The organism is Skermanella sp. (genome assembly GCF_059503625.1).
Genome location: NZ_JCACHA010001181.1, coordinates 1 through 4,851, shown reverse-complemented (window position 1 = coordinate 4,851; position 4,851 = coordinate 1). Strand labels below are relative to the sequence as shown.

The 4,851-nt window shown below is 63.1% G+C and carries 3 protein-coding genes; 2 read left to right on the top strand and 1 reads right to left on the bottom strand.

Annotation, left to right across the window (positions count from 1 at the left end):
- Positions 1 to 194: 194 nt before the first annotated feature.
- Positions 195 to 992 carry a cell wall hydrolase gene (locus tag AC5JJ6_RS41660; protein ID WP_496047697.1) on the bottom strand — a complete coding sequence of 266 codons (798 nt, stop codon included), beginning with the start codon at positions 990 to 992 and terminating at the stop codon, positions 195 to 197.
- A 725-nt stretch (positions 993 to 1,717) separates the two neighbouring features.
- Between AC5JJ6_RS41660 and AC5JJ6_RS41655 the strand changes: the two genes are divergently transcribed.
- Together AC5JJ6_RS41655 and AC5JJ6_RS41650 are read left to right on the top strand one after the other, a co-directional pair.
- Positions 1,718 to 2,398 (top strand): LuxR C-terminal-related transcriptional regulator, encoded by a 681-nt coding sequence (locus AC5JJ6_RS41655; RefSeq protein ID WP_496047696.1) that lies wholly within the window; start codon positions 1,718 to 1,720, stop codon positions 2,396 to 2,398.
- A gap of 185 nt (positions 2,399 to 2,583) precedes the next feature.
- Positions 2,584 to 4,851, top strand: a 2,268-nt coding sequence (locus AC5JJ6_RS41650) for a mechanosensitive ion channel domain-containing protein (protein WP_496047695.1), incomplete at its 3' end; no start/stop codon positions are given.

Here is a 4,851-nt window from a genome sequence, read left to right as displayed (position 1 = left end):
CCGGCGAGTTGAACAGGGAGGCTTCGCGTCTGGGAGACGCCGGATAGATGGCGCGGCCCTACAGGCCGGCCAAGTAGTGAGCGCCGCCGGGCGACACCCACACTTTTACGATACCCTCATTCTTACATCCCACAACGCTACTTTAGGTTACCAATACTTTGGTTCAGTATGCCCATGTGCTTCCTTGGCAACTATCAAGCCGTTGCCAGCCGGCGCGCACCCGTCCTGAGCCTGCGCTCCATCGAGGTTCCCAGCGGATCGTTCCAGGGATCGGAAGGCGCGTTCCGCCTGCTGCGCCGGTCCGGGAGTACCGCCGCGTCGGCACTGAGAAGGGGCAGCACGCGGAGAGATCCGCAATTCTGCCGGATCGTACGCCGTTCGATCAGCGCGCGTGTTTCCGCAACGAGTGACGGCGCCGCCGTTACCGATCCGCCCTGTTCGTCCACGGCAACCGCAGCGATTCGGGGTGCGTTGCGTTGCGGTCCGCGCGGCATCGATGCCTTCATTCCCGGCTTCCGGTCCGCGAAGAAGACGTGCCCGTCGATCCGGTGACTGACCGCCATCGCCGTTGTCCAGACCGGCATCCGTCTCAGGCGCTTGGGTGCCACGTAATGGGTGGCGCCCTGGCTGTAGTCCGGTGCCAGACCGCTCAGCGACAGTACGGCGACTTCCGCCGCCCTTTGCCACGCATCCCGATCCTTGATCTCGGCCGGTTGTGACATCGGTTGGGTATTGGTCCATGAAAACTGCTTCTTCTGATACACGACTCCGCAGATTCCCTCCGACCAACGCTTGTCGCGCACCCGGTTCAGGGTGACCGCGGCGACGGCGTACTGGCCTCGCGGTCCTTCGCCACGCGCCTCGAAGTAGATGTTGCGCGCCATGCACAAGGTATCCTGCCGGTCCAGACCGGCCGTTTCCGGATGCCACGAAGCCACTGCGGAAATCATCTGGATCACGGTCAGCAGCGGAGTCCATTCGGGGGTGAGCATGGAACGGGCATCCTGTCGGGTTTTGTCTGGGAAGCTGCGGATGCCGGCCGGCACCGCATCGGCATTTTCCAGAACAACGCCCGGACATGCTTGTTCCGGTTGCGCAAGGTATGGCGGACTGTCCAATCGGGCAGGCGGACTGCCCTAAATTGCGGGATTCCGTTGCCGATCGATTATTCCAGGAGCTAAGATAAATTTTCCATAAGTCACAACGTGTCACAACAGCCGGACGCTGGAGGTCACGATGAAAACCAACAAAAGTCGCAACACCGATGGGCTCACGCCGGTCTATTTGATGGCCGGAGCGGTTACCGCTATTTTGGTATGCGCGCTGCTTTCTATCGGCTTGGGGTGAAAATTCGGCTACGGTCGTCGGACAATCCGACCGGTTCCCGCCGAATTGTCACGAGCACCCCGTAGGGCACACCGGATGCTGCGGCACCCTGCCCGACAGCGCCTTGAGTCCTGCCTTCGTCGTAGCACCGGATGGAGTAATAGGCCGGTGGAAGTAAACGCCGGCGCGTGGACCTATCCGAAAAAGCGGTTAAAAAGCCGTTAAACAAATGTTGACCACAACAAAGGCAGCAAGCATTATGCGCTCAAGAGAGGTACACACCCCTCGTAATGAGCGGGTTCAAATGCCTCCAACGGCCTGAAAACGCACTTTCTTGCGGATTCAAGGCTCGCAGATGAAGAACCAATGCGCTGAATTGAGGGATTTCGAGATGACCGAACAAGACACCATTCTGATCGAGCCTAATCGTTTGTTCCGTGAAGGCATCAAACACTTGCTGGCAGGTAGCCCCTTTCGTCTGAGCAGCGAGTATGCCTCCATCGAAGACGCCGTGGCGGCCGATGTGCAGTCCTGCAAGCTTGTGATCGTCGATTATCCGGCCGATGCCGACGAAACCCTGGCAGCCTTGCGCGCCGGTTTCCCGAACTCCCGTATCGTCGTCCTGGCCTCGGAACTGTCGGCCGACCGGCTCAAGGCCGCCATGGGCGCCGGTGCCGACGGCTACCTGCTGAAGGACGTTTCGCCGGAAGCGCTGATCCAGTCGCTCCAGCTCGTCGTGATCGGCGAGAAGGTGTTCCCGACCAACCTCGCGGCGCTGCTGCTGTCCCAGATCTCCGCCCCCGCTCCCCAGGGTTCCTGGCGCGGCCTGTCGGCGCGTGAGCGCGAGATCCTCCAGCACCTCGTGATGGGCGCCAGCAACAAGCTGATCGCCAATCGCCTCGGCATCACCGAAGCGACGGTAAAGGTCCATCTCAAGACCCTGCTTCGGAAGATCGACGTCAACAACCGCACCCAGGCCGCGATCTGGGCGATGAACAACGGCATCATCCCCGAGCAGTCGATGAACGGCGATATGCCCGCCACCCGCCGACTGCAGGCCGTCTCCGCCTGATCCTGAGCTATCGTCCGTACGGGTCGGCCGTCGCATCCGCAACGCCGTCCGGCCCGCCGGGACGAATAATCGTCGAAAACAAACCTATTATTGTCGCCATAAGATTGTCAGGACTACCATTTTAGTGTGATAAGCCTGCGCATCCGGATTATTTCCGACTTCCCCAAAAGATGTACCGGGGTTCGATGCGCATGCTTCTTTATGGCTGGCCGGTTCGTCCGGCCCAGGTTCTACGAATTGCCGTCTTCGCCATTCTTCTCGGCTGCTTGCCCGCCATCGTTTCGGCACAGGCGCCCTCGCCCGATTTCAAGACCATGCTCGCCGGCTGGCAGGCCGCCCTCGACAGGATCGCCGGGCGGCTGAGCCGGGGCAGCCTCGACGATGCCGAGTATGAGGAGCTGCGTGCCGGGCTGGCTTCCGTGTCGGAGGAGGCGCGCCGTGTATCGGCAGGAACCTCGGATGAACTCCGCGACAGCCAGCTGCTTGCCGATGCCCTGGGGAGTGCGCCGGCCGAAGGCTCGCCGCCGGAGTCTCCGGCTGTCGCCGCCGACCGGACACGCCTGACCAGGATCATCGCTGAACTCGACGGGCATCGCCGCCAAGCCGAGCTGATGGCCACCAAGGCGGACATGCTGATGGAATCTGCCGCCGACAAGCGGATGCGGCAGTTCACCGAAGCGCTGATGCTCCGGAGCGCCTTGCCGCTCGCTCCGCAAACCTGGACCAGTCTTCCGGCCCAGGTTGAATTTCTTCGTGACCGTGTCATCCGTGCCATCGACGCTGAGATGGCGAAACAGGGATGGCGGGAGCACGCGATCGAGCTGACGGGCGCCTTCTTCCTTGCCGTCGGCGTCGCTTGGCCTCTGCGACGGCGGCTGAGATCCGGATTCGGTCATGGCCCCACCCCGGCGGCAACTCCCACCCGCCGCCAGCGCGTCATGGCCATGGCGGCCGAGGCCGCGGGCCGCTGCCTGCTGACCGTCCTGCCGGTGCTGGGCGTGACCATGGCGGTCTTGGCGACACTCGGCAGCGACGGCAAGACGGCACCCCTTCACGCGTTTACGATCGCGGCATCCGGCGGCATCTCGATCTATCTGTTCTTCTCGGGACTGGGCAACGCCGTCCTGGCGCCGAACCGGCCGGACTGGCGGCTGCACGGGATCGATCCGGCGTCCGCCCGCCGCCTGACGTGGCGGATAACCCTGTTCGCGCTGGGCAGTGCTGTCGCGGGCGCTTCCATCGCGCTTCAAAGCAGGCTGCTGTCGCCCCCCGAACTCCAGTCGGTGACAGGATTCGCGGCATTGTTCCTGGCCACCGCGACCATCCTGCCGCTTCTTCCGGGCAAGTTGTGGCGCACCTTGCCGATCGAGCGGGAAACATCGACGGAGAGCGCCATCAGCGATGCGTCGGCGATGCCCAGCGCCTCGTCTCCCGGCGCTTTCCGCGCGTCCTGGATCGATCTCCGCTATCTGGCCGGTGCGGCGTCCCTCGTGGCCCTCGGAGCTTCACTGGCCGGCTATCGCAACTTCTCGATCTATGTCGCCCAGCTCTCGCTTGCTACGGTCGCGGCTGCCGGCATCCTGCTGCTGATCCGCGGAGTCGCCCGCGAACTGCTGAGCATGGCGATGGAGAGCGAGGAAGGACTGGCCGCCGAGGTTCGCCTGCTGCTGGTGCGGTCCCGGAAAGGCGTGGAAGCGGCTAGCTGGATCGGGCGCGTCCTGATCGATGCGCTGCTGATTGCTGCTGGCGGCGCCCTGCTGCTGCCCTTGAGCGGCATCGACTGGGCCGAACTTCAAGGAATGTTCTCGGCCTTCATGCATGGCGTGACGGTCGGCGGCGTCCGGCTGGCGCCCGCCGATATGATCGCGGCATCCCTGCTGTTCTCGCTGGCCGTCATGGTAACGCGCTACATCCAGCGGATGCTGGACGTCAGGGTGCTTCAGCGGCTCCAGATCGACCTTGGGGTCCAGAACTCGATTCGGACCGGGGTCGGGTATTTCGGCTTCATCATGGCGATGCTGGTCGCGATCGGAGCGCTCGGCCTCGATCTCTCCAACCTCGCCCTGGTAGCGGGTGCATTATCAGTCGGTATCGGCTTCGGTCTTCAGAACGTCGTCAGCAACTTCGCCGCGGGGCTGATCCTGCTGGTCGAGCGGCCGATCAAGGTCGGAGACTGGGTGATCGTCGGCGACAGGGAAGGCGTGGTGAAGCGGATCAGCGTCCGCGCCACCGAGCTTCAAACGTTCCAGCGCGCGTCGGTGATCATTCCCAATTCGGAACTGGTATCCAAGGCCGTGCTGAACTGGACTTTCAAGGACAAGTTCGGCCGGGTCGACATCAAGGTCGGCGTCAAGGCGGACTCCGACCTGAAGCTGGTCCGCGAAACCCTGCTGTCCTGCGCCAACACTCACCGTCAGGTCGCAAGTTCCCCCAGCGCCTTCGTCGTCTTCCAG

What these genes read in the sequence shown, in the direction of transcription:
- AC5JJ6_RS41660 (WP_496047697.1), bottom strand. Translation starts at nt 992, where the DNA reads ATGCTCACCCCCGAATGGACTCCGCTGCTGACCGTGATCCAGATGATT.
- AC5JJ6_RS41655 (WP_496047696.1), top strand. Translation starts at nt 1,718, where the DNA reads ATGACCGAACAAGACACCATTCTGATCGAGCCTAATCGTTTGTTCCGT.